The organism is Rhizobium sp. SG741 (genome assembly GCF_012275435.1).
Lineage (GTDB): Bacteria > Pseudomonadota > Alphaproteobacteria > Rhizobiales > Rhizobiaceae > Rhizobium > Rhizobium lusitanum.
In genome coordinates this window covers 356,758-378,082 of the sequence record NZ_JAAZQP010000006.1, presented here as the reverse complement: position 1 = coordinate 378,082, position 21,325 = coordinate 356,758, and the positions used below count along the sequence as shown (strand labels likewise).

18 protein-coding genes are annotated in these 21,325 nt (G+C 61.9%); 3 read left to right on the top strand and 15 right to left on the bottom strand.

The annotated features are described in order from the left end of the window. Nucleotides 1-18 precede the first annotated feature (18 nt). The 8 genes from FHT29_RS18150 to FHT29_RS18115 all read right to left on the bottom strand — a co-directional run bounded on the left by FHT29_RS18150 (nucleotide 19) and on the right by FHT29_RS18115 (nucleotide 10,235). Complete coding sequence (locus tag FHT29_RS18150) at nucleotides 19-1,545, bottom strand: aldehyde dehydrogenase family protein (protein WP_168599962.1); 1,527 nt, start codon at nucleotides 1,543-1,545, stop codon at nucleotides 19-21. Beyond that, nucleotides 1,542-2,351: a creatininase family protein gene (locus tag FHT29_RS18145; RefSeq protein WP_052212476.1), complete on the bottom strand. Its 810-nt coding sequence runs from the start codon at nucleotides 2,349-2,351 to the stop codon at nucleotides 1,542-1,544. Before FHT29_RS18145 ends, FHT29_RS18150 begins: the two co-directional genes overlap by 4 nt. Further along, nucleotides 2,348-3,325 carry an ABC transporter permease gene (locus FHT29_RS18140; protein WP_197072767.1) on the bottom strand — a complete coding sequence of 326 codons (978 nt, stop codon included), beginning with the start codon at nucleotides 3,323-3,325 and terminating at the stop codon, nucleotides 2,348-2,350. Before FHT29_RS18140 ends, FHT29_RS18145 begins: the two co-directional genes overlap by 4 nt. A 10-nt stretch (nucleotides 3,326-3,335) precedes the next feature. Further along, nucleotides 3,336-4,355 carry a Gfo/Idh/MocA family oxidoreductase gene (locus tag FHT29_RS18135; RefSeq protein ID WP_047559047.1) on the bottom strand — a complete coding sequence of 340 codons (1,020 nt, stop codon included), beginning with the start codon at nucleotides 4,353-4,355 and terminating at the stop codon, nucleotides 3,336-3,338. A 10-nt stretch (nucleotides 4,356-4,365) separates the two neighbouring features. Beyond that, nucleotides 4,366-6,921, bottom strand: a complete 2,556-nt coding sequence (locus FHT29_RS18130) for an ATP-binding cassette domain-containing protein (RefSeq protein ID WP_168599961.1) — start codon at nucleotides 6,919-6,921, stop codon at nucleotides 4,366-4,368. Nucleotides 6,922-7,032: 111 nt separating this feature from the next. Next, the gene (locus FHT29_RS18125; protein ID WP_037197646.1) at nucleotides 7,033-8,052 is read right to left on the bottom strand and encodes a sugar ABC transporter substrate-binding protein; all 1,020 of its coding nucleotides are present in this window, start codon (nucleotides 8,050-8,052) and stop codon (nucleotides 7,033-7,035) included. 178 nt (nucleotides 8,053-8,230) lie between these two features. Continuing rightward, nucleotides 8,231-9,169 (bottom strand): pyridoxal-phosphate dependent enzyme, encoded by a 939-nt coding sequence (locus tag FHT29_RS18120; RefSeq protein WP_047559050.1) that lies wholly within the window; start codon nucleotides 9,167-9,169, stop codon nucleotides 8,231-8,233. After that, nucleotides 9,159-10,235 (bottom strand): succinylglutamate desuccinylase/aspartoacylase family protein, encoded by a 1,077-nt coding sequence (locus tag FHT29_RS18115; protein ID WP_051963611.1) that lies wholly within the window; start codon nucleotides 10,233-10,235, stop codon nucleotides 9,159-9,161. Before FHT29_RS18115 ends, FHT29_RS18120 begins: the two co-directional genes overlap by 11 nt. Nucleotides 10,236-10,363: 128 nt before the next feature. Here FHT29_RS18115 and FHT29_RS18110 point away from each other — a divergent pair, with 128 nt between their 5' ends. Together FHT29_RS18110 and FHT29_RS18105 are read left to right on the top strand one after the other, a co-directional pair. After that, nucleotides 10,364-11,176 (top strand): IclR family transcriptional regulator, encoded by an 813-nt coding sequence (locus FHT29_RS18110; protein WP_052212479.1) that lies wholly within the window; start codon nucleotides 10,364-10,366, stop codon nucleotides 11,174-11,176. Between the two features lie 62 nt (nucleotides 11,177-11,238). Further along, nucleotides 11,239-12,417 carry a M20/M25/M40 family metallo-hydrolase gene (locus FHT29_RS18105; protein ID WP_047559051.1) on the top strand — a complete coding sequence of 393 codons (1,179 nt, stop codon included), beginning with the start codon at nucleotides 11,239-11,241 and terminating at the stop codon, nucleotides 12,415-12,417. Between the two features lie 6 nt (nucleotides 12,418-12,423). Here FHT29_RS18105 and FHT29_RS18100 read toward each other — a convergent pair whose 3' ends face one another. From FHT29_RS18100 to ampC, 7 genes are all read right to left on the bottom strand, one after another. Beyond that, nucleotides 12,424-13,245 carry a carbohydrate ABC transporter permease gene (locus FHT29_RS18100; RefSeq protein WP_047559054.1) on the bottom strand — a complete coding sequence of 274 codons (822 nt, stop codon included), beginning with the start codon at nucleotides 13,243-13,245 and terminating at the stop codon, nucleotides 12,424-12,426. Nucleotide 13,246: 1 nt separating this feature from the next. Further along, nucleotides 13,247-14,113, bottom strand: coding sequence for a sugar ABC transporter permease (locus FHT29_RS18095; RefSeq protein ID WP_037197746.1), 867 nt, complete (start codon nucleotides 14,111-14,113; stop codon nucleotides 13,247-13,249). Between the two features lie 51 nt (nucleotides 14,114-14,164). Then, on the bottom strand, nucleotides 14,165-15,490 hold the full coding sequence (locus tag FHT29_RS18090) for an extracellular solute-binding protein (RefSeq protein WP_047559231.1): 1,326 nt from the start codon (nucleotides 15,488-15,490) through the stop codon (nucleotides 14,165-14,167). A gap of 49 nt (nucleotides 15,491-15,539) precedes the next feature. Then, nucleotides 15,540-17,054: a putative N-acetylmannosamine-6-phosphate 2-epimerase gene (locus FHT29_RS18085; RefSeq protein ID WP_047559057.1), complete on the bottom strand. Its 1,515-nt coding sequence runs from the start codon at nucleotides 17,052-17,054 to the stop codon at nucleotides 15,540-15,542. Between the two features lie 67 nt (nucleotides 17,055-17,121). Then, the gene (locus FHT29_RS18080) at nucleotides 17,122-17,811 is read right to left on the bottom strand and encodes a GntR family transcriptional regulator (RefSeq protein WP_037197748.1); all 690 of its coding nucleotides are present in this window, start codon (nucleotides 17,809-17,811) and stop codon (nucleotides 17,122-17,124) included. 199 nt (nucleotides 17,812-18,010) lie between these two features. Then, on the bottom strand, nucleotides 18,011-18,409 hold the full coding sequence (locus FHT29_RS18075) for a hypothetical protein (RefSeq protein WP_037197652.1): 399 nt from the start codon (nucleotides 18,407-18,409) through the stop codon (nucleotides 18,011-18,013). A 558-nt stretch (nucleotides 18,410-18,967) separates the two neighbouring features. Further along, nucleotides 18,968-20,155 carry a class C beta-lactamase gene (gene ampC / locus FHT29_RS18070; RefSeq protein WP_047559058.1) on the bottom strand — a complete coding sequence of 396 codons (1,188 nt, stop codon included), beginning with the start codon at nucleotides 20,153-20,155 and terminating at the stop codon, nucleotides 18,968-18,970. A gap of 225 nt (nucleotides 20,156-20,380) precedes the next feature. Here ampC and FHT29_RS18065 point away from each other — a divergent pair, with 225 nt between their 5' ends. Continuing rightward, nucleotides 20,381-21,259 carry a LysR family transcriptional regulator gene (locus FHT29_RS18065; protein WP_047559059.1) on the top strand — a complete coding sequence of 293 codons (879 nt, stop codon included), beginning with the start codon at nucleotides 20,381-20,383 and terminating at the stop codon, nucleotides 21,257-21,259. The last annotated feature ends 66 nt before the right edge of the window (nucleotides 21,260-21,325 follow it).

The window sequence follows — 21,325 nt, the reverse complement described above, 5'->3', positions numbered from 1 at the left end:
GGCCGGCAGCATTCCTGCTTATCGCGAAATATCGATCGTCATCGTCTTCAGATCGCACATTTCCATGAGCGTGTGCCGGCCGCCTGTGCGGCCAAGCCCGCTCCGCGTTCCGGCTGCGCCGCCGGCGGGAATATGCGGCTCCCAATAGCAGCTTTTCTCATTGACGTTGACGATGCCGACGCGAAGGCTTTCGGTAAAGAAGAAGGCCCTCTTGATCGTGTTGGTGAAGACCGCCGCCGACAGGCCGTATGGGCTGGAGGCCGCGAGCTCCAAAGCCTCCTCATCCGTATCGAACGTCAGCACCGGGGCGACCGGGCCGAAGGATTCCTCGGTGTTCAAAAGGCTCTCGCGTGTCAGTCCGGTCACGACTGTCGGCTCGAAATAGAGGTTGGTCGGCAATCCCACGGCTATGCCACCGCCGGTCACGACGCGTGCCTGATGAGCATGCGCATCGGCCATATGGCTCAGCATCTTGTCGAGCGATGCCGCATTGTTGAGCGGCCCCATCGTTGTCGACGGGTCGAAGGGATCGCCCATGCGCACCTTGCCGGCCGCTTTCATCAGCCCATCCACGAAGCGATCATGCACGGATCTATGCACGAGAACCCGCTCGGTCGCGGTGCAAATCTGCCCTGCATTGGCAAAGCAGCCCGCGCCGATCTCGGCCGCCGCCATGTCGATATCGGCGTCGGCAAGCACGATGGTCGGGCCATTGCCGCCCATCTCGAGCAGCAGCGGCTTGCCGGCGCCACGGCGAGCGATTGTCGCGCCTGTGGCCGAGCTACCGGTGAAGCCGATGGCATGTATGCCCGGGTGGATGACGGCCTCATCGCCAACCTCCGCGCCATCGCCGAGAACGAGGTTTATGACACCATCAGGCACCCCGGCCTCGATCATGCATTCCATCAGCGCTACAGCGATCAGCGACGTCGTCGGCGCCGGGACCCAGACGACGCTATTGCCGGTCGCAACTGCCGGGCCGAGATAATAGAGGCAGGGCAGGGCGGCGGGGAAGTTCCATGGCGTGATGATGGCGAAGACGCCCTTCGGCTGCAGGAAGCTGAAGGCGCGCTTGTTGACGTCTGCGACCGGGAAGGCAGCCGTTTCCAGCCATTTGATCTGCTCGGCAGCATTGCGGAAGCCGAGGGCTGCTGCGGCAATCTCGCCTTTGGCCTCGGCGTGGAAAGGCTTGCCCTGTTCAAGGCACAGAAGTCGGGCGAGTTCCTCGGCGCGGCGATCGATTTCGTCGGCGATCTTCATGCAAAGGGCCGCGCGCGCAAAGACGCCCATCTTGCGCATGGTTTCGCGCGCGGCCTGTGCGGCTGCCACCGCGCGCCCGACATCGGCGCGGGTCGACAGCGCCAGATATCCCAGTCTCTCGCCCGTTGCCGGACTGTCGACCGCAAGAAAGGTGCCGGTGCTGCCGGCAACCCATTCCGAACCGATCCGGTTCTTGCCGACGCGCGCGCCCGATTCCGTCTCGCTGACGATCGGCATGCCGCGCAGGTGCGGACCGTCGATCGAGGATTTGAAATGGAATGTCATGAAGGCCTCCTTTGACCGTAGTCCTTTTGGATTCTGAGGATCGTGGCGCGGCTACGCTCGACGGCGGCGGCAAACAGCGTTTCTCCGGCTTGCCGGGATGCTTCCGATGGTGTGCCGATGACGCCATTGTCCCGGATGGTTTCGAACGGCCTCCACACGGTAACGGCAGAGCCGGCAAACAGATGCGGATCCGGCCAGGAGGGCGGTGTCGTGCCCTCCGGAATCAACGGTTCGCGGACGCTTGCCGGCACGACATGCATCATCAGGGAGGTTTCGAGCGCACAGGCATGGCCGGTGCCGCCGGCCGCATCGGGCAGGACCTCGGCCGCTATGTCGGCGATAAGGTCGAAATAGGAGAAGCCGGCTGACGTGATGCCGCGCTGCCCGAGCTTGGTGATCGCCACCTGCATGGCAGCGCGGTTGCCGCCATGGCCATTGAGGATGACGGGGAGAAAGCCGTCCTCGGAAAGGCAGGTGCAGAGATCGACCAGAACGGCGATGAATGTGTCGGGGCTGAGACTCATCGTTCCCGCGAAAGCGCGATGATGATGGGAGGAGCCATAGGCCAAAGGCTCGCAGACGCGCATACCCTCTTCGCCTTCAGCCGTAGCGAGCGCGACGGCATGGGCAAGCCAGATATCGACGCCGAGTGGCAGATGCGGGCCGTGCTGTTCGACGGCGCCGACCGGCAATATTGCGACCGGCCTTTTCCGTCCGCTTTTGCTCAGCGCCTTCGCGTCCGGCGAGGTCATGAAGGCAAAGCCGGTTGTGTGCTTGGTGGTGGCATCATCACGAGAGGAGGTCATCGTGAAGCCTCCACGAGGCGAGCCTTCGCGTGGGTCATGGCGGCGTCGGCAAGAAGCGCGGCGATGATGATGGCGCCCTTGTAGAGTTCCAGGCTCGATGGGTCCGTACCGAAGATGCGCAGGGCCGTCGTCAAAAGGCTGACGATCAGCGCGCCGACCACGGCGCCCCAGACCGTGCCGCGGCCGCCGAAGATGCTGGTGCCGCCAAGAACGGCGGCTGCGATCGCATCCAGCAGCAGTGATGTTCCGCCGATATTTGGCGTGACGACGGGAACCCGGCTGATCATGATGAAAGCCGTCAGAAACACGAAAAGGCCGGATGCGCAGTAGACGAGGATAAAGTGTCGCGTGACCGGGATGCCGGCCAGTTCTGCCGCCGCGGCATCGGAGCCGAGGGCGTAGGTTCTTAGCCCGAAGGCGCTGCGGCGCATCAGCACGGCGGCGACGAGGATGATGGCGAGCGTTGCGAAGATGACGTTCGGTATGCCGAGGGTGCGTTCGATGCCGATGAACTTGAGTGCAGGCTCGCGCAGCACCAGCACGCCCTTGGAGGCGACGCCGAGCGTCGCGCCCTGCAGCGCCACCATGGTGGCAAGCGTCGTTACGAAGGGCGGGATTCTCAGCAGCGCGATGACGAGGCCATTCACCAATCCGACGAGGAGCATGACGACCAGCGCGATCACCAGCGCAGCAGGCAGGCCGAGACCGGAATCGATCAAGGTCGCGATCAGCACGGCGCAGAAGGCAACGCCGACGCCGGCCGACAGATCGATGCCGGCGGTCAAGAGCACAATCAGCGCGCCAAGGGCGAGCACCGCAACCGGTGTTGCCTGCGACACGATATTGATCAGGCTCTGCGTCGAGATCACGCGCGGATCAGCGGCCGAGAAGACCGCCAGCAGCACTGCGAGCAGGATGACCGGTGAAAGATCGAGGATACGCCTCAGCCGCAGATTGTTTGTCGTTGTCATCATCTGTCCCGCCTCAAATGTGCCAGTCTTCCACCGCTTCGCGTTTGCCGGTGTCGACGCTGCGCAGGATGGCGTCATTGACGGCAACAGCCCTCAAGGCATCCTCGACCGACATGACGAAGGGTTTTTCGAATCGGACCGCCGAAATGAAATGCCTGACTTCCTCGTAGAGATCGCCGACGATATGTCCGTTCGTCGTCGGCCAGTGCTGGCTATCAGGCAAAGACCAGGAGCCGCGCGATAGCAGCCGCAGACCATGGTCGCGGACATCGAGATCGATCAGGCCATCGGTGCCGACGACTTCGGTGCGCGCCCATATGCCGGTCGGAGCGGTATCCGGCAGCGTCCAGCCGAAATAGAGCTGGCCGCTCATGCCGTTCGACATTTCGACCGTCGAGAAAATCGCGTCCTCCGAAGCGATGCCGAGCGAGGGCATGAGCTTGGAGACTGCGCGCGAGTAAACCGAGGTGACGTCGGCGCCGCTGATCCATTGCAGCATGTCGATGTCATGAATGCCCAGATAGAAACAGACGCTCGACTTGCCGTTCATCCGCTGGCCGACGTCGCGCTTGGTGAAACGGCCGCTGCTGGCATGAATCGGCTGGCCGATGCGGCCTTCACGCACGGCAACTGCTGCCTCGCAATAGCGGGGATCGAAGCGAAGAATATGGGCGACGAGCAGGCGCGCGCCGCTTCTCTTCGCCGTTCTTGCAATGGCCTTGGCCGCGTCGAGCGTATGGGCCATCGGCTTTTCGAGAAGGACTGGTTTGCTTGCCTCGAGGAGTTCGCAGGTGACGGCCTCATGCAGCCGGTCGGGTGCGGCGACGATATAGGCATCCGCCGCGCCGGCGCTGAGCGCGGACGCCACATCTGCGAAATGAGGAACACCGAATTCATCCGCTGCCTGTCGGCCGAGTTCGACATTCGGATCGATGATGGCGGAAACGTCGGCAAGGTCGCTATCGGCCACCACGCGAGCATGCAGATGTCCCATGAAGCCAGCGCCGACGATCGCTATGCGCAGTCTGCTCATTAAAACCTCCTCACGCAACGTGTTGCGGTGCGCTCTGGGCGTCGTTCGGATTGATATTCGAGGGCTGAATAGTTTCGCTGAAGGCGAGCGCCATCACGTCCTCTTCGCTGGCGCCGCGCCCGAGTTCGCCAACCGAACGCCCCTCGCGCATGACAATGATGCGGTCGGCGACGCCGAGCACTTCGGGCAATTCACTCGATACCATCAGGATGGCGGCGCCCTGCCGTTTCAGCTCGGCGATAAGGTGGTGCAGCTCGGACTTGGCGCCGACGTCAACGCCGCGCGTCGGCTCGTCGAGCAGGATGATCTGCGGCTTCGTCGCCAGCCATTTGCCGATGACGACCTTCTGCTGGTTGCCGCCGGAAAGCTCGATTGTCCGCTTGTCCGGCTGTGCCGGCCGCACACCGAGGGAGGCAATCAATTCGCCCGCCAAGCGGCTGATCCGGCGCGGCGACAGCAGGCCGAAGCGGCTATTGCCGCGTATCCAGGCGAGCGAAAGGTTGTCGCGGATGGACATGGTGCCAACAAAGCCTTCGAGGTGCCGGTCCTCCGGGATATAGACGATGCCGGCGCGGTTCGCCGCCTTGATGTCGCCGCCGGATTGCCCCTTGCCAAAGATCTCGATGGACCCGCCGTGCAGCGTTTCCAGACCGGCGATCAACCGCAGCACTTCCGAACGGCCGCTGCCCATCAGTCCGGCAATCGCAACGATCTCGCCGCGATGGACGCAGAGCGAGGCGGATTTCAGCAGCTTGCCGTTCGAGGCATCCAGCACCTCCACCGCTTTTTCGCGAATATCGGCCTTGAGATAGGGGAAAATGTCGCCGAGATCGCGGCCGACCATCATCGAGACGATCTCCGCTTCGTTGGTCAGCCGCGTCTGCCGTTCGCCGATGAACTTGCCGTCGCGCAACACGACCACGCGGTCGCACTGGCTGAAGATTTCCTCCATCTTGTGCGAGATGTAGAGAATGCCCGCTCCGCGTTGCCTGAGCTTGGCGATAAGCTCATAGAGATGATCCCGCTCGCGATTGGAAAGCGCGCTCGTCGGCTCGTCCATGATGAAGAGCCAGCCGTCGGACAGGACGGCGCGGGCGATCTCCACCATCTGCTGGCGGCCAACGGAGAGGGTCCGCAGTTCGGCATCGATGTCGATATCGAGCGACAGCTCCCGCATGATCGCGGCGGCTTCACGTCGCATGCGGCCACGGTCCAGCAGACCGAGGCGCGTATGCGGCTCGCGACCAACGAAGAGGTTCTCGGCGACCGTCAGATCAGGAGAAAGGCTGAAATGCTGGTGGATGACGCTGATGCCCTCGGCATCGCTCGGCGCATGAAAATCGACCAGACGACCGTCGATGGCGATCTCGCCTTCATCAGGCCGATAGACGCCGGAAATGCACTTCACCAGCGTCGATTTGCCAGCACCGTTCTCGCCGGCGAGCGCTACGACCTCGCCCGACGATATAGCGAATGAAACGCCGTCCAACGCCTTGACGCCGGGGAATGACTTGCCGAGGGCGCGCAGCTCTATGCTCCGACCCGCCGGCGCTTTCGCCGTGCCATTCTGAGGCGGAGCGGCCTTTGTCGCTTGGCTTTTGCGCCGGCCGCTTTTGACGAATGCTGTGATGCTCTCCGGCTGGCTGGCCAGCACCGCAACGAGAATAAGGGCGCCGGTAATGTAGTAGATGACGATCTGCGGCACCTGGAGAAAGGATAGCCCGGTATTGATCACGCCGAGAAGCAATGCCCCGATCGCGGTGCCCCAGATGGAGCCTTGCCCGCCGGACAGCTTGGTGCCGCCGACGATCGCTGCCGTGATGGCGGTGAATTCGAGGCCAGTGCCGGCCAGCGGCTGGGCCGAGCCGAGACGGCCGATCGTCAGGATGGCGCCGAGCCCGGCGGTGGCTCCGGCGATGAGATAGACCGAGATGCGCACAAGGCCGACCGGCACCATGGAGGCCCGCGCCGCATCGGCATTGCCGCCGATGGCATAGATCCAGCGGCCATAGACGGTACGGGCAAGGACGAACCACCAGGCAAGCAGGCAGACGGCTGCGACGATGATGGCAGCTGGAATGGGACCGAGGCTTTCGCGCCCGGCATAGAGAACGATGGGATTGTCGATCGCGATGCTCGATGCGCCCGAAAGGCTGAGCGAAAGCCCGCGTGCGAAGGCCATGGTCGCGAGCGTTGCAATGAAAGGAGAGATACCGGCAAAGCCGATCAACACGCCGTTCAGCAGGCCTATGACGGAGCCGGCCAGGATTGCGGTCAGGAGTGTCGCCGCAGCCGAACCGGTCGCTGCATAGACGAGACCGGCGGCCACACCGGAAAACGCCAGCGTGCTGCCGACGGAGATATCGATGCCGCGGGCAATGATAACGGCCGTCATGGCGAAGGCGATGAGTGCGATGACGGCGCTCTGCTGGGCGATGCTCACAAAGTTGCCCGCCGTCAGGAACCGCGGGTCGATCCAGCCGAAGACGACGACGGCAATAGCAAGAACGATCACCAGCACCGGCTCGTTGCGGCGGAGCAGGGATGAAATCCGGTTTTGAAGCATGGTCGGCCGCCTCTCGAACACGATGCGCATCGCCCGGAGGGGCGAGGATTCAGGATGTTCATGGAGTGGGGACCGCCGGTACGGATGCGTACCGGCAGCCCTGCGTCGGACTTATTTCCCGACGGTCATTGCCGAGGTCGGAACCTTCGGTCCAAGCTGCTCCGTATAGTTTTTGGCTTCCACCGCTTCCTTGTCGGTGTTGATATGCTCGAAATTGAGGCCGGCCTTCTTCAGTTTTTCCGCTGTCGCGTCCGAGGTCACGAAATAAGTCGGCATAAAGAGATCGTTCGGCATTTTCTCGCCGTTGGCAAGACGTGCGGCGACCGCAATGTTCCAATAGCCGACGCGATAGGCGCCGGTGAGCACATCCATGACCATCTTGCCGTTGTCGATCAGATCCTTCATCTCGGCATCGCCGTCATAGCCGCCATAGATCAGGTTGATGTTCATCGAGCTGGCAACGGAATCGGCGGCAAGGCAAAGGCTGTCGGAAATGCATGCGATGGCTTTAAGATCCGGATAGGTCGTCAGCCATGTCTGCGCGGCGTTGGTTGCCTTGGCGGCATCCCATCCGGTCGGCTCGATGCCGACGATCTTGATCTTCGGAAACTCCTTCTTCATCGTTTCGACGAAGCCCTTCTCGCGCGTATCTGAAACGAAGTTGCCGCGAGAGCCGACAAGCAAGGCGACTTCGCCCTCGCCGCCGAGCGACGTGCCGACGGCACGGGCGACCATCGACATATTGTCATAGTCGGGATAGAGCGTCGAATAGTTGCCGCCGGCCTCGACCTTGTTGCCCATGGTGATGACCGGGATGCCGGCAGCCAGCGCCTTCTTGATGGCAGGAACGACAGCATTCTTGTCGATCGGGTCGATCAGAATGGCGCTGACGCCCTGGTTGACGAAATTCTCGATAATGCCGACCTGCTTTTCCAAGCTGCCCTCGGCGCTCTGCCAGGTGGCCTTTACGCCATAGTCCTTGCTGGCGACATCGCCGGCTTCCTTCATGCGGACGAAGAACGAGTTTTGCAGGTCGATCGCTGCCAGGCCAAGAACCTTGTCCTTGGCGATCGATGGTGTTGCAAGCGCAAGCGCGAGCAGGGCGACGGATGCTTTCAGAAGTGCGCGCATGTTTCTGTTCTCCTCTGCCTTGAAGGCTTTTCGTGATCATGGCGGGCGATTGTCTCGCCTCTTCTTCACATTCCGCCGGTCAGGCATTCGTCCCCAGTGACGCGTCCTGTCGGCGACTATGGCGCTTTGCGCTCATTCTTATACAGCACTTTCTAAATGTGCTAGAATTATTCAACCTTTACGCGTTAAAGCCATCGACTCCCGAGCCGCAGACGAGGCCGGCGATGCGGGCTCCGGGTGGCGGCACGAGGGCTCCCGACATGACGGCGGCCAATGAGGCAGCGCCGCTCAAATCCGCAGCGATACCGAACTCGAACCATAGCAGTGCAGCGGCACGTTGCATGGCATCGTCGTCGACCAGAACGATATCATCGACATTGCGCCGTGCGATCTCGTAGATGCACTCGTCCGTGCGGCCGCAGGCCATCGTTGCGACCCTGGTGGTGACCTCGGCAAGGCGCACGACCCGGCCGGCATCCAAGCAGGCGCGCAGCGTTGGCGAGCCGACAGGCTCGACGCCGATGATCCGCGCCTTCGGATTGACCGTCTTGATGACCTGGGACATACCGGCGATCAGGCCGCCACCGCCGATCGCGACGATGTAGAGATCGGCCGCGGGCAATTGTTCCACCATCTCCAAAGCCACCGTTCCCTGGCCTGAAACGATGGCCTCGTCCGCAAAGGGATGCATGCAGAATGCGCCTTGCCGTTCGGCAAAGGCAAGTGCGGCCTCCTGTGCCTCGTCCCATACGTTGCCGGCACGGCGAACCTCCGCGCCCCAGCGACGAAGCTTCTCTTCCTTGATGGGACTGGCATTGCTCGGCAGAAAGATCGTTGCCGGAACGCCGGACTGATGCGCCATGTAGGCGGTGGCGAGACCATGATTGCCGCCGGAGGCCGCCACAAGGCCCCGCTGAATTCGCTCAGGCGGCAGCGACCTTACGCGATTTGCCGCGCCGCGGATCTTGAAGGAGCCGCTGACCTGCAGGCATTCGAGCTTCAGGTGGAAATCGTTGCGCAGATCGAAGCCGGCGCAATGCTCGAGCTTGATCGTCGGCGTGCGGCGCACGAAGGGGGCGATGCGAAGGGCGGCGGCCTTGATATCCTCATAGCTCATTGCTCAACGCCTCCGGATATTCGTTGGCAAGCACGAAACAGCAATTGCCGGGGCGGACCCGGCCGGGCTGCCGCTTGGCGAAAACGATACCATCGATCGGATGATGGAGGATGACGGGTTCCCGGGCCGGCGAGCGCAGGAAATGGATCCGGCCCGCGATCTCGCCCTTCTTGACGGCGGTGCCGAGCTCGCTGATCGGCTCGAACACGCCGTCGTCCTCGGAAAGTACATAGCCCTCCGTGCCCGGCACCTTCAGTACCCTCGCATTGGCGCCGGCCGGTACATCCGGCGCGCCTTTCAGCACGCCCGCATGCTTGAGGATATTGCGGATGCCACGTCGGCAGATGGTGAGCGCTTCCTGGCTGACGAGGCCGCCGCCGGCCATTTCGCTGCCGATGACGATCAGGCCCTGCTGGTTGGCTGCCGCAGTCGACGTACGGGTGTCGCCGAGATTGTCGATCATGACGACGGTCGGTGCGCCGAAGGCGAGGGTGGCCCTTATGTTGCGCCGATGCCCCTCCGTCGTCGGAGACGGCTCGATGATGGCGCTTGGGAGGATCATCAGCGACGATCCGCCGGAGTGGAGATCAAGGAAATAGTCCGCGATGGGAAACAGACAATCGTTGACATAGGCGGCAATCTGGCTTGTCAGCGTGCCGTTGAAATCGCCGGGAAAACTGCGGTTGAAATTGAGCCCGTCGATGGGTGATGTCCGCTGGCCGGCCTCGACGGCACGCACGTTGATGGCCGGGATCGCGATGATGCGTCCAGTCACGTCGGCCGGATCGATTTCGCGCAGCAATTCGCCGAGCGCGATCGGCCCTTCATATTCATCGCCATGGTTGCCTGCTTCGATCAGCACCGTCGGCCCGGTACCGTTCTTGACGACGGCGATCGGCACCTGAACGACACCCCAGGCATCGTCATGCGGCGATTGCGGCACGCAGAAATAGCCGATCTGCTTGCCGGAGCGATCGAGATCGACTGAGGTGAAGATGCTGTTGCGACGCGGTGTCAGCGGCTTTCGCTCCGAAGCGCCCGATTTTACCACACTGAAATTTGTCATGGCGTCCGCTCATCTATCTTGCTGGAGGTATCATGGCGGTTTTATATATGGTGTCAAGTTTGAATATGAAACGAATGACAAGCGCTACTGCAGTTCCTATGGTTGGTGACCCATGGAGGATTCGATTCATGAGCAATGGTTCCAATGAGGGCGGCAAGCTTTCCTACTCGGCTCCAGCCCTGACGAAGGGGTTGGAAGTCCTGGAACTGCTTGCCGAGGCCGACACGTCCCTGACGATGAAGGCGATCGCCGACGGCTTGGGCCGTTCGAAGAATGAGATCTTTCGCATGCTCGTTGCCCTGCAGGAACGCGGATACATAGAGCGCGATGCCGAGACGGATGCCTTTTCGCTGACGGACCGGCTTTTCAAGCTCGGGCTGCATACGCCGAGCACCCAGGACCTGATGACTGCGGCGATGCCGGAGCTGTCCACGATCGCTCTGGAAAGCCAGCAGTCGCCCCATCTCGTCGTCATCAGCCACGGGCTGACCGTCGTCACCGCCGCCGTGCCCGGCGGCGAGGACATGTCGTTCACGCTGAGGCTGGGTTACGGTCGGCTCGCAACGGATTCAACCTCCGGCCAGGTGATCCTTGCCTTCCAATCACCCGCCACGGCGAAACGGATCATCGATGAATGCCAGGCGCGCTCAGCCGCACCGATCGACCGCAAGGCGCTGGACAAGCAACTGACGGCCATACGCCGAAGAGGCTACGAGCTGCATAACAGCCGTGACTTCGTCGGCATTACGGACATTTGCTGTCCCGTCATCGGTGCCGATGGCAATGCCATCGCGTCGATTATCATCGCCTATATCAATCGTCATACGCGGGAGAGCCGCCACGCCGCCACGCTCAGCGTCCTGCAAGCCGCCTGCGACCGCATCTCCGCACGGCTCTCGCCGCGTCTGCGCTCGCCCAAGGAGATGGGTGCTGGCGGTTGATGCATGCCGAGGCATGTCGCGTCGGTCATATCACGCGATAGGCCATAGAGAGGATCGACCGGATGAGTGCCGCTGCAGGACATGATCGCATCGAACCGCAAGAGGTTGTGAGCCTGTTGAGCGCCATGGTGTCGATCCCCAGCATCAATCCCGACTTCCTTCAGCCGAGCTTGCCGGCGGGCTGGTTCGGCGAGGCAAAGCTGGCCACGTTCATCGCCGACTGGTTGAGCCGCGAGGGGATCGAGGTCGCGATGGAGGAGGTCCTGCCTGGACGCCCCAATGTCGTCGCCCATCTGCGTGGCCGGCCAGGAGCGCCGGCGATGATCTGGGAAGGGCATACCGATACGGTTCAGGTGGAGGGCATGGCGTCGCCCTTCCAGCCGCGCATCGAGGGCACGAGGCTCTATGGCCGAGGTTCTGTCGACGACAAGGGATGCCTCGCCATGTTCATGCTGGCTATGCGGGCGCTGAAAAGGCGCGGCTGCGGCTGCGATCTCACCTTCGTTGCCGCGATCGATGAAGAGACGACCTTCAGGGGCGTTCAGCACCATGTGCGTGCTCACCAGCCCTATGATCTCGGCGTTGCCGGCGAGCCGACCAGCCTTGCCATCGTCCGCGCCTGCAAAGGTGTCATTCGCTGGGTCATCGATGTGCGGGGGCGGGCAGGGCACGCGTCAAAGCCTGAGGACAGCATCGACGCCTTGGCCGTTGCTGCCGATCTCCTGCACCATCTCCGTGGCTACATGCGCGCGACCGATCGAACGCATCCGCTGCTTGGCCGCCGCAGCCTGACCTGCACGCTGATGCAGGCGGGCGAAGGAGCAAACACCGTGCCGGGTCATGCTTCCTTGACCTTCGACTTGCGCACCCTGCCTGATCAGACCGGTGATGAAGCCTGGCAGGAAATCGCTGACGTGGTGAACGCCTTTGCGCGGGGTCATGCCGCCGGTGCCGACATTCTTATGCAGGCTCCGTTCGTCGATTCCGTGTCGATGGAAGTCTCGCGGGATGCGCGCATCGTCCGGGAGCTGTCGGCGGTTCTCGCTAAGGCGGGTCTGCCTCATGAGGCTATCGGCGTGCCGTTCGGCTCGGATGCCTCCAAGCTTACGCGCGCGGGAACGCCGACCGTGATCTTCGGTCCCGGCCGGATCGAACAGGCTCACGCCGCCGATGAGCATGTCGACATGGAGGAGGTCGCGCGGGGCGCCGATATCCTCGTCTCGCTGGCAAGCGGGCTCTAGCCGCGCCTAGCCCTTGACCGCACCTGCCGTCATCGAGCCGGACAGCTGCCGATACATCACGATACCGAGCAGCGCCGGCGGCAATGCTCCGAGGATCATGACGGCCGATGCCATGCCCCACTGCACGCCGCCGCCGCTGGCGGCAAAGAAGAAGGAGGCGCCGACGGTCATCGGCACGGCGCGGCTGGTCGTCAGCATCAGCCCGAAGAGAAACTCGTTCCAGGCGGTGATGAAGCCGAAGATGAAGGTGGTTACAAGCGTCGGGCGGATCACCGGGCGAATGATACGGATCATGATGTCGAAGACGCTTGCTCCATCGACGGTCGCGGCCTCATCGAGCTCCACCGGCACGTCCGATATCGCGTTGACCAGCATCACCAGAGCCAGTGGAATGTTGACGATCGTGAAGATGAGGCCGAGGCCGATCTGCGTGTCGAGCAGGCCGAGCCATTGATACATCATATAAAGCGGGATCGCGAAGACGATCAGGGGAACGGCGCGGAGGTTGATGACGAGCGGAAGCAAGAGCTTTTGGCCGGTCTCACTGCGCGCGATCACATAGGCCGCAGGGAAGGCGAGCAGGATCGCAAGGGTCGTGCCGATGAGGGCAGCTGCGGTGCTGTTGGCGAGATAGAGGAAGATGTTGAAGCGCTCGGTTTCCGTCAGCACCTTCAGATAATTGTCGAGGGTCGGTTGCTCGATCCATAGGCCGGGATTGCCGGCGATTTCGCGCGTCGTCTTGAACGAGGTGATAAGGGTGACGAGGACGGGGAAGTTCATGGCAAAAACCACGAGGCCGTAGACGATCCAGCGCAGCGACTTAAGCATCCTATCTTTTCCTTCGGGCGCTCAGCCAGTTCAAGCCGTAGAGGACCAGCAGCGAGCTGATGAACAGCACGACAGAGGCCGCCACCGCCTTGCCGATGGCGCCTTCCTTGAAGAAGGCCTGGTAGATGTAGATCGAAAGCGACGTCGTCGATCCGCCGGCGCCGCTGCCGGTCAATGCATAGACGTTGTCGAAAACGCGGAAGCCGTCGATGAAGCGTATGAAGAAGGCGACGGTCAGCGTCGGAAGCATCAGCGGCAGGTCGATGCGCCACAGCCGCTGCAGGCCCGTGGCGCCGTCGAGGGCGGCCGCCTCGTGGACGTCTTCGGGAATGGCGATATAGGCGACGTAAAAAAGCAGGAAGGCGAATGGCGTCCATTGCAGCACTTCGATCACGATGAGCGTGCGAAAGGCATTCGCATAATCGAGGAAGGCCGGGCTGTCGCCGAACCATTCGAACAGGTAATAGGGCACCGGTCCGGCGAATTCATGCAGCACGAGGCGGTACATCAGGCCGACCATGGCGGGCGCGACCATCAGCGGCAGCATCAAGGGTGCCATCAGTACCGGCCGTGCCGACAGGAGCGGCTTTAGGAAAATCGCCAGGAAAAGGCCGAGCAGGCACTCCGAAACCGCCGTGATGATGCCAAAGCGCAGCGAGAACCATACCGATTGCCAAAATGCCGCGTCCGTCAGGGCCGCGGCATAGTTGCCGAAGCCACTGATCTGAGGGCTGCGCAGCGTTTCGAATGAGACCGTGGAGACGGAATAGAGAAGATTGAGAAGTGCCGGAAAGCCGAGGAACAGCAGAAGAAACCCGACAAGCGGTGCCAGGTAGAGCCTGCCTTCGGCGCGTTTTACGAGAGCCATATTGTCAGCCGCAGCGGCCGGATGCCGTAGAGCCGGCATCCGGCCCTGTCCCTATTTTTTCAACAGATCCTGCATGCCTGCCTTGGTGTGGGCAAGCGCATCCTCAAGGCTCTGCTGGCCGGACCAGTAGCCGGTGAATTCCTTGGCCTGCAGTTCGTACACAGAAAGCGCCTTTGCGGAGGTGGCGCCTGTCATCACGTAGCCGTATTTGCTGGCAAATTCGCCGAGCTTGACCAGATCAGGACGTTCCTTGGCCACCTTGGTGACGACATCAGGCGTCAGGGCGGGGGAGCCACCGGCACGGGCATAGGCAAGGGCCGCGTCCTCCGAGGACAGCCATTTGAGGAACTTGATGGCGCCTTCCTTATTCCTGGCGTTCTTGTTCAGGCCGAGGCCGAGACCGTGGATATGGTCGGCGCGTCCATTCGGCCCGGCCGGCGGCGCGACGATGCCGGTGACATCGGCCACCACAGGCGACTTCTTCGCATCGGTGAGTTCGGCCGCGGCGGCATTCCATTGCAGCGCGGTGGCTGCCTGCCCGGAACTATAGGCGGCATTGGTCTCGGCATATTCGTAGCTCAGTGAATCCTTCGGCGAAGCGCCGGCGTCATAGAGTGTCTTGTAGAGCGTGAGGCCGGTCTTGTAGGCATCGGAATCGACAGTGACGTTGCCGCTCGCGTCCGTCCAGTCGCCGCCATAGGCGCGCGGCAGGGATTGGAACACCATCATGTTGAAGAGGAGGTTCTTCATCTGCAGCACGGTGCCGTAGCGCACCGGGCTTTGACGGTTCACCTGCTTGCTGAAATAGAGCGCGGTCGCCGCCCAGTCATCCCACGTCCAGTCATCCGGCTGCTTGGGCGCAAGCTCCTTGCCGAGATACTTCTTTGAAATCTCGGCATATTTGGCCTTGGCATCGGGGTCGGCGATAAGCGCGTCGATGAGATCCTTGCGGTAGTACATGAAGTGCAGTGAGAGGTCGGTCGGCACACCATATTGCTTGCCGTCGAACTGCATCGTCTTCAGCACGGCGTCGCCGAAAACCTTCGGCGCGTCGGCATTGAGTTCGATCGGCTCCATGTAGGGTGCATAACGGCCGATCGAATAGGTCGCCACGAGATTGACATCGAAGGCATTCGAGCCGGCGGCCATATCGGCCTGCAGCTTGTCGAAGAAGCCGTCGCGATTGAAGAACAGAAGTTCGATCTTGTCGGCATCCGCCGCCGTCTTGTTGTAAAGGTCGGTGGTGGCGCGCAGTGCCGTTTCCTCCGAACCACCAGGCCAGCCGAGTACGACCACCTTGGCGTTCGCCAAGCCCGGAAGCGCTGCCGCTGATAGCACAAGGGCGAGCACTGCGGACGATATGTGCTTGAATTTCATCATTGTTCCCTTTCCTTTATCGTTGTTTCTTGCATTGAATTGGGTCCGTCTATCCGTTGCGGCTGGCAAGATCCGCCGCGCCGATGATGCCGGCGCGTGGGCCGAGGCTTGCGGCGACCAGATGCGGCGCGAGGTGCGGCGGGAGCGCTACGAGATGCGCGCTGATGGCGTCGAGATAGCCGGATGCCAGACCAATGCCGCCGCCGATGACGATGCGTTTCGGGGCAAACATCATCTGAACGTCGCGGCACAGGAGCGCGACGCGCAGCGCCGACTGCGCGACGATCGCCTGCGCCCAGGCTGCGCCGTTGCGAGCGTGCTCGAAGATCTCGGGCGCCTCGGCCTGATGTCCGCTACGAGCGGCCTCGGCTGCCATCCAGCGGCCGGAAGCGACATCCTCGAGTGGAGCTTCGCCGAGCGTCGGGCTGCGTAGCTGGCCGAAATGGCCAGCAAGACCGAGCAGGGCGCTTCCGTTGATGACGACACCGCCGCCGATGCCGGTGGATATGGTCAGGAACACCGTATCCTCGTTGCCGCCGGCGCCGAACCTGTGCTCGCCCCAGGCTGCGGCCTGGGCATCGTTGACGGCAAAGGCGGGTTTGCCGAACAATTTGCTTGCCTGCGCGACGAGCGGGTAGCCATCGGGGAGCGCGAGCGTTGCGGGATTGAGCGCCGACCAGCGCCCTTCGTCGATAAGGCCGGTTACGGCAATACCGACGCGCTCGTATCGGCCGCTCCAATGCTTGGCCTGTTCGGCGATGGCAGCCAGCCAATCGTCGGGACCCGCTTCCCGACCGGTGGCAATGGTTGCCTCGGCCAGCACCTGCACGCCGCGTACCAGCGCCGCAAGTATCTTCGTGCCGCCGATATCGATCGCAAGCGTCGCCGCGTCGCGCTGCGAGAAGGCGGTCGAAACGGCGTCGTGGAACCATGATGTCACGTGCTCGGTGCGCGTGATCGCCGATCCGACGACAACAGCACAGGCGCCGGCGCGCACGGCGTCGGCCGCCTGCTGCGGGGTGCGGATGCGGCCTTCGGCAATGACATAGGGTGTCAGTTGCCGCATGGCGGCGATCAGCGCGATATCCGGCTCCGCCGGTTCGGGGCCGCCGACATAGCCCGACATGGTCGAGCCGACGAAATCGGCGCCGGCGGCCAGCGCCCGTTTCGCATCGTCCAGGCAGGAGCAATCGGCCATGGAGAGCAGGCCCCTGGCCTTGATGGCCGCCAGAAGCGCCTCGATAGTTGCTGGGCGAGGCCGATCCGTGGCGTCGAAGGCGATAATATCGGCACCCGCATCGGCGAGCGCCTCGACATCGGCGATGAAGGGTGTGATGCGCACCGGACTGTCATCGAGATCGCGCTTGACGATGCCGATGATCGGCGCGTCGACGGCTGATCTGACTGCGGCGACATAGGCTGATGATTCGATGCGCAGGGCTCGCGCGCCGGCTGCGAGTGCCGCGCGCGCAAAGCCGGCCACGAAAACAGCCTCGTCCATCGCGCCATCGGGCACGGGCTGGCAGGAGACGATAAGACTTAGATTGAGATCTTCCTTGCGCATTCGGCACCCCTTTCGAAGGGTCACGATAGAGCAAGGTCACCAGAAAGCAACCGGTTTTAAACTGGTATTATCTCTGGAGCTCGAAGACGAAGTCGTAGACCTCACCCTTGTAGCGCGTCTCGCAATATTCGACGATCTCTCCATCGGCGAGAAAGCAGCGGCGTTCCGTCGTCAGGATCGGTGCGCCCGGCTCGCAGCGCAGATGCTGTGCATCTTCAGGAGAAGCGGCCCGCGCCCGCATTCTCTGGACGGCGCGCAGGGGCAGAAAGCCGCGCTGGGCAAGAGCTTCGTAGAGGGAATCGCCAACGGACGAAGGTGAGGGAAGAAAGCGTACGGGCACGGCCGCGTGCTCCACCGCAATCGGTGCGCCATCGGCGGTCCGTACCCTGCGCATGCGCAGGACTTGCGCGTTTGCGGAGATGCCGAGCGCCATCATTTCAGCCGGGGAAGGCCGGGTTAACTGCTTGGAAAGCCAGATGCATCCAGGCTCCATTCCGCGCGCCCGCAGATCTTCTGAGAAGCTGGTCAGCGTGGAAAGCGATTTTTCGACCCGGGAGCCGATTTCGCTGCGTGCGCCTTGCCGCCGGCTCACCATGCCCTCCTCTTCCAGCATGGCGAGTGCCTTGCGGACTGTCACGCGCGACAGCGACAGGGCCTCGGCGAGTGACCGTTCGCCTGGCAGAGCCGAGCCGGACTTGAAGGCGTGGTTGCGAATGGCGGTTTCGATCGCCGTCTTGAGCTGCTTGTACAGCGGCATCCCCGGCGCGCCGGCTGCGAACTCCCTCCTGACCAGGTCGATGATATCAGTCGCCAAGGCAAACCTTCCCTTCGATCGCACGACTAGGAGCGAAATTTCGTCCTGTCCGATACTGGTATTATACTGTACGGCTTTTTGCGATCTGTCGAGCGAGGAAAAGAGTGATACGGACGCCAGGTGGGCCGCAATGAGGGCTGCCTTATGGTCTTTGCGGCGCTATTGCTCGACGCTCCGTCCGCGCCACGATGCCCGCTTTGCCGGCGCTCTGCAATTGCCCTTTTTGAGCGGCATGAGGGATGGCCGCCTTATTGCCTTGGCCCGCTCTCAGCCACCGAAGAATCGCGTCAAAACCGGGTTGAGCCGCGCGTTTGAACTCCGGGCTCATTTCCGCATCCATGCCGCAAAGCGTTGCGATTTCCTGCCAGTCCACTCTTCCGGCCCGCAGCGGAGGACGCGACTGGAAGACGACAAGCCCGATCATGAAGCCCTTGAGGTTTTCAAAGCTGCGGGGCTGCAGCAAAGGTGCGAGCCTCAGGTCGCAAAAATCCGAGATCTTGCGTTGGAAAACATCAGAAGCAGAGCTTTTCTTTACGGGCATTGTTCATTCCTTGCATACGACCTCGTCCAGAGGCCGGGGTGTGCGCGCTAAAGCACGGAAGTTAACGAAACGCAAACAACCGACCGTTTAGCCGCTTTCAATTCTACGATGCGTTGGCAATTGGCAACTCTAGTGATGAGCTGATCCTGATCGGACATCCCGGCTCTCGCACGGGATCAAGGGCAGATCATGGCGCCCTCGGTTTATTTCGGTTTCGGTCGATCAAAACCATGAAGAAACTGTAACTTGCCTCCCATGCCATTGAGAGCGACATTTGCCTCGCGCCGGATTGATGAGGTGAAGCAAATGTCAGTCTTGGAAATATTAGTGAGACGCCGTATGCAGGAAGAATATGCCAAGGGCACATCCCCCGAGCGGATTACCCGGCTCCTGCAGGAATTCTTCAACGGGGTGGAAGCCTCCCAAGCAGATGCTGCCCCGCACCGGTCTTTCGGCAATCGATAGCAATCGACACATAGAACGAAAGCGGCCGGCCCTCGACGTTTCTCCGAGAGCCGGCCCCTTTGTGGATCAAACACGTTCCGAAGGTGCCGCCTCCTATTGCGCGCCGTTCGAGCCGGGCAGGCTTTCGATTGCTGTCAGGATCTTGTATGCGGCCTTGACGCGTTCCGGGATCGGATAGTTCTTGTTCGCCAGCAGGACGATCCCGATTTGTCTGGCCGGAATGAAGGCCGCATAGGCGCCAAAACCGTTGGTCGAGCCGGTCTTGTTGAGCAAGATATCCTTGCGCGGCTGTTGTGGTGGCACGAGCCGGGTTATCTTATGTGGCTTCAGCGCCATGTCCGATGAATTGCCTGACAGTAGCCGGGTGAGCGTCGTCGGATAGGCGTAGATTTCCCAGCCCAGCGCCTGTGTCGTGTTTCCTACCGTGTAATAGCCGACATGGGTCGCGGCGATCGCGCGCTGAAGGGTTTCGTCAAGCCGAGAGCCGTCCATATTGGCCTCGAGAACGCCGACCATGTCAGCCGAAGTGGTCTTTACGCCATAGGCTTGCGTGTCCAGGACGCCTGGCGTCACGCGGATCGGCTTGTCCTGCTTCGAATAGCCGTAGGCATAATTGCCCATCTCGCCCGGCGGGACGCGGACATAGGTATGATTGAGGCCGAGGCCCGCGAAGATCTTTTCCTGCATCAGCGCATCGAATGGCTTGCCCATGGCTTCGGCGGCGAGATAACCGAACAAGCCGATGCTGGGATTGGAATAGAGCCGATGGGTGGCCGGTGCATAGGATGGGTGCCAGTTGCGATAGTAGGCGATCATCTTATCCTGATCAGTCACATCATCCGGAAACTGCAGGGGCAGGCCGCCTGCCGTGTATGTGCCGAGATCCAGAAGACTGATCTTGTCGAAGCTGCCGCCGGTAAGCGCGGGCAGATACTTCGACGCCTTATCGGAAAGTGACAGTTTTCCGCTGACCTGAGCGTAAGATCCGAGAACCGCGGTGAAGGTCTTGCTGATCGAGCCGAGCTCGAAGATCGTGTCGTTTGTGACCTTCTGACCAGTCTCCTTCGAGGCGACGCCATAGTTGAAGAAGTAATGCTTGCCCTTGATCGTGATCGCGACGGCCATTCCCGGGACATCGTTTTCCGTCATGACCGGCCGGATTGCATCATTGACGGCTCGCTCCAGCCGATCCTGATCGTTGCCGTCTGCCGCATGGGCGCTGACCGCATAGAAAAGGCAGCTGGCGATCATGCCGAGTTTCGGTAGCGAGATGGAATGCATGTGCAAGATAATGTCCTCATATTGGTGGACAGGCCGCGCAGATGATTGCGGCCTGAGGTCATGGATCCGGGGTTGGTGGGCACGGTCGGGGTTGCAGTCGATGCCGCCTGGGGGTCATTTGGCCCCTGCAATCACCTCGCGACGCAGACTATGGCGCCCCCTTGTGCCCTAGACAAACGATCAATTCTGGGCTTAGGCATGAGAAAAACTTGGGCTTAGGACATAATGGACATTTCACAACTTCCGCTGAACGCGCTCCGCGTTTTCGAAGCCTCGGCGCGGCATTGCAGCTTCACGCGGGCCGGCCTTGAGCTCCGGGTGACGCAGACGGCCGTCAGCCATCAGGTCAAGGCGCTGGAGGATGTGCTCGGGGTAACGCTGTTCAAACGGCTGCCGCGCGGACTTGCATTGACCGACGAGGGCCATGCCTTGCTGCCCGTGCTGACCGACGCATTTCGCCGCATGAGCGCCACCTTGAGCCAGCTGGAGGAAGGCAACTTCGACGAGATCCTGACAGTCGGTGTGGTCGGCACCTTTGCGATCGGCTGGCTTTTGCCTCGGCTGAGTTCGTTCAAGGCTCAGCATCCACATGTCGATCTGCGTCTGAAGACGAACAACAATCGTGCTGACATGGTGCTCAATGGGCTCGATTTCTTCCTGCGTTTCGGCGATGGGGCATGGCATGGAACCGAGGCGATCCATCTGATGGATGCGCCGCTGTCGGCGGTTTGCACGCCGTCGATCGGCGCGCGTTTGCGCACGCCGGCCGACCTTGCCGATGTCGAGCTGCTGCGCTCCTACCGGATCGATGAGTGGGCTCTCTGGTTCAGGGCGGCAGGCCTCACGCCGCCCAATCTTCGCGGTTGGATGTTCGATTCTTCGTTGACACTGGTGGAGGCCGCGGCGCGTGGTGTCGGCGTGGCACTCGTCCCCGTCGCCATGTTCTCGCATGAGATCGAGGCGGGCAGGATCGTGCAGCCGTTCCGGATCACCGCTATCACCGGAAGCTATTGGCTAACACGATTGAAATCGCGCGCGGAAACCGCATCGATGAAGGCGTTTCGCCAATGGCTGACAGCCGAGATCGAGGATCTGCCGTCATAGGATTGGAGTTGCCCGCCGTTTCGGATCGGGATGAAGGACGTTGCTCCTGTTCGCGGCCCCATGTTG

What these genes read in the sequence shown, in the direction of transcription:
- FHT29_RS18150 (WP_168599962.1), bottom strand. Translation starts at nt 1,545, where the DNA reads ATGACATTCCATTTCAAATCCTCGATCGACGGTCCGCACCTGCGCGGC.
- FHT29_RS18145 (WP_052212476.1), bottom strand. Translation starts at nt 2,351, where the DNA reads ATGACCTCCTCTCGTGATGATGCCACCACCAAGCACACAACCGGCTTT.
- FHT29_RS18140 (WP_197072767.1), bottom strand. Translation starts at nt 3,325, where the DNA reads ATGATGACAACGACAAACAATCTGCGGCTGAGGCGTATCCTCGATCTT.
- FHT29_RS18135 (WP_047559047.1), bottom strand. Translation starts at nt 4,355, where the DNA reads ATGAGCAGACTGCGCATAGCGATCGTCGGCGCTGGCTTCATGGGACAT.
- FHT29_RS18130 (WP_168599961.1), bottom strand. Translation starts at nt 6,921, where the DNA reads ATGCTTCAAAACCGGATTTCATCCCTGCTCCGCCGCAACGAGCCGGTG.
- FHT29_RS18125 (WP_037197646.1), bottom strand. Translation starts at nt 8,052, where the DNA reads ATGCGCGCACTTCTGAAAGCATCCGTCGCCCTGCTCGCGCTTGCGCTT.
- FHT29_RS18120 (WP_047559050.1), bottom strand. Translation starts at nt 9,169, where the DNA reads ATGAGCTATGAGGATATCAAGGCCGCCGCCCTTCGCATCGCCCCCTTC.
- FHT29_RS18115 (WP_051963611.1), bottom strand. Translation starts at nt 10,235, where the DNA reads ATGACAAATTTCAGTGTGGTAAAATCGGGCGCTTCGGAGCGAAAGCCG.
- FHT29_RS18110 (WP_052212479.1), top strand. Translation starts at nt 10,364, where the DNA reads ATGAGCAATGGTTCCAATGAGGGCGGCAAGCTTTCCTACTCGGCTCCA.
- FHT29_RS18105 (WP_047559051.1), top strand. Translation starts at nt 11,239, where the DNA reads ATGAGTGCCGCTGCAGGACATGATCGCATCGAACCGCAAGAGGTTGTG.
- FHT29_RS18100 (WP_047559054.1), bottom strand. Translation starts at nt 13,245, where the DNA reads ATGCTTAAGTCGCTGCGCTGGATCGTCTACGGCCTCGTGGTTTTTGCC.
- FHT29_RS18095 (WP_037197746.1), bottom strand. Translation starts at nt 14,113, where the DNA reads ATGGCTCTCGTAAAACGCGCCGAAGGCAGGCTCTACCTGGCACCGCTT.
- FHT29_RS18090 (WP_047559231.1), bottom strand. Translation starts at nt 15,490, where the DNA reads ATGAAATTCAAGCACATATCGTCCGCAGTGCTCGCCCTTGTGCTATCA.
- FHT29_RS18085 (WP_047559057.1), bottom strand. Translation starts at nt 17,054, where the DNA reads ATGCGCAAGGAAGATCTCAATCTAAGTCTTATCGTCTCCTGCCAGCCC.
- FHT29_RS18080 (WP_037197748.1), bottom strand. Translation starts at nt 17,811, where the DNA reads ATGCCGCTGTACAAGCAGCTCAAGACGGCGATCGAAACCGCCATTCGC.
- FHT29_RS18075 (WP_037197652.1), bottom strand. Translation starts at nt 18,409, where the DNA reads ATGCCCGTAAAGAAAAGCTCTGCTTCTGATGTTTTCCAACGCAAGATC.
- ampC (WP_047559058.1), bottom strand. Translation starts at nt 20,155, where the DNA reads ATGCATTCCATCTCGCTACCGAAACTCGGCATGATCGCCAGCTGCCTT.
- FHT29_RS18065 (WP_047559059.1), top strand. Translation starts at nt 20,381, where the DNA reads ATGGACATTTCACAACTTCCGCTGAACGCGCTCCGCGTTTTCGAAGCC.